Genomic DNA, 1,951 nt, shown 5'->3' on the forward strand with positions numbered 1-1,951 from the left:
CCAGCGTTCCGGCGTGACCCGGATGATCGACTTGCCCTGCTCGACCATCGCCGTCCGGTACTCGTCCCAGTCGGGATGCTCACCGGCGATGTTCCGGTAGTACTCCACCAGTGGCTCCACGGACTCGGGAGAGTCCACCACCTCGGCGGTGCCGTCGATCTGCACCCAGGGCCCGTTCCACTCGTCGCTCAGGACGATCAGGCTCACCCGGGTGTCCCGCTTGGCGTTCCGCGTCTTCGCACGCTCCGGATAGGTGGACATCACGATCCGCCCCGAGTCGTCGACCCCGCAGGTCAGCGGCGAACCCTGGGGAGTGCCGTCGGCCCGTCGGGTCAGCAGGACCGCCCGGTGCCGGGGCCGTACGAAGTCCAGCAACTCGGCGAGGGAGACACGGGTGTTCGTAGCGATGTTCGGTGCCATGGCGTCAGACTAGGCGGCCATCGCCTCGGGGAGGTTGTCGTAGACGGGGATGCCGCGGCGCAGGCCGGTCAGTTCCAGCACGCGGCTCACCAGGCCCTCCGGGAGGGCCACCACGTACACCCGGGTTCCGGGGTGCAGCAGCCGGCGCATGTCGTTGATGAGGCGGACGCCCTGGGAGTCCATGCCACCGCGTCGCGGTGAGGTCGAGGACCACGAGCCGGGGCGGCCGGCCGGGGTGCGGGCGGGCCCGGCCCATGATCAGCGGCAGCAGCCCGTCCGCGTTGGAGAAGTCGATCTCCGGCGGGAAAGGGAGCAGTACGCGCTCGGACGGTTCGGATGTCTCGGAGGGGGCGGAAGGAAAGGTCACGGCAGTCACCGACAGACGTGTGTCCGGGATTCCGGCAAGGCCACTTCCTGACCCGCACCCGTCCCACCACGTCGGAGGGCATCGCCGGAAGCGGCTAAAGTTGTGTACGTCCTGTGCTCGCAGTCGGGAATGTGCTGCGGAGCTCTCCTGCGCACGGCCGTCCGGTCGTGCTCGCCGAAGAGGTTCGTGGTGGTTGCGTCCCGGTTTTCTGATTTGCCCCGTTTCCCTGCCGATCCGGATCTGGCGGAAGCGCTGTCGGCCGCGGCGTGCCGACTGCACGAGACGTCCTCCCCGGACAGCACCCTGGACACCGCCGTCCGGCTCGCCGTGGATCTGATGCCCGGCGCCGACCACGCGGGCATCTCCGTCATGGAACGCGACAACCGCCGGCAGACGCTCGCCTGTACCGACGAGGTGGTGCGCGCCGCCGAGGACAGGCACCCTCTGGCAGGGAAGCAGCCGTACTGGCACCGTCTGTGGACCACCCCGATGGTCACGGTGCAGGACAGCGAGGACGGTGAGGAAGAAGGGGGCGCCGACGCGCTCTCCGAACTGGGCCTGCGGTCCGTGCTGGCGCTGCGGCTGCGCGCCGACCGGCGCCGGCTGACCGTGCTCACCGCGTACGCCCGCAAGCCGCGCGCCTTCGACGAGGCGGCGCTGCGGGTCGGGCGGCTGTTCACCGCGCACGTCGGTATCGCGCTGGACTCCGCCACCGTGCGTCAGCAGCTCACCGAGGCCATGCACACCCGGGACCTGATCGGTCAGGCCACCGGCATCCTCATGGAGCGCATGGACATCGACGCGGCCGGCGCCTTCGACAGCCTGGTGCGGGCCTCGCAACGGGAGAACGTGAAACTGCGCGACCTCGCCCGCCGTATCGTCGACGCCCACAGCAAACCCTGACGGGCGAGCCCACACACGACACCGGCGTCCGGCCTGGCGTCCGGCGCCGGCGATCCGTAGCCGGTGACCCGCGACCGTACCCGCCGACCGGGCCGGCGACCGGCGGCGCGCCCTGATGTCCGCGACGGGTGACCCGCCTTGTCGACGGCGGCCCGCGATCAGTGACCGCGTCGACGGTGACGGTGTTCCGCCGTCGCCGTCGCTGTCGCTGTCGCCATCGGCGCAGGACACAGGTCGTCATGAGACCGGCCCATGGCGGGG

General features: G+C 70.6%; 3 protein-coding genes. 1 reads left to right on the forward strand and 2 read right to left on the reverse strand.

From position 1 onward, the window contains the following. The coding region (locus tag B9S61_RS07605) for a PPOX class F420-dependent oxidoreductase (RefSeq protein WP_103541556.1) at positions 1 to 420 on the reverse strand (420 nt) is incomplete at its 3' end. 9 nt (positions 421 to 429) lie between these two features. Continuing rightward, a complete protein-coding gene (locus B9S61_RS43255; RefSeq protein WP_308457753.1) occupies positions 430 to 603 on the reverse strand; it encodes a hypothetical protein in 174 nt (57 codons plus the stop codon). A gap of 397 nt (positions 604 to 1,000) precedes the next feature. Between B9S61_RS43255 and B9S61_RS07615 the strand changes: the two genes are divergently transcribed. Then, positions 1,001 to 1,690, forward strand: a complete 690-nt coding sequence (locus B9S61_RS07615) for an ANTAR domain-containing protein (RefSeq protein WP_258039588.1) — start codon at positions 1,001 to 1,003, stop codon at positions 1,688 to 1,690. Positions 1,691 to 1,951: the final 261 nt, after the last annotated feature.

It is taken from the genome of Streptomyces sp. SM1 (assembly GCF_002910825.1).
Taxonomy (GTDB): Bacteria; Actinomycetota; Actinomycetes; order Streptomycetales; family Streptomycetaceae; genus Streptomyces; species Streptomyces okerensis.

Excerpts from the sequence above, each read along its gene's own strand:
- B9S61_RS43255 (WP_308457753.1), bottom strand. The coding sequence starts at position 603 with ATGGACTCCCAGGGCGTCCGCCTCATCAACGACATGCGCCGGCTGCTG.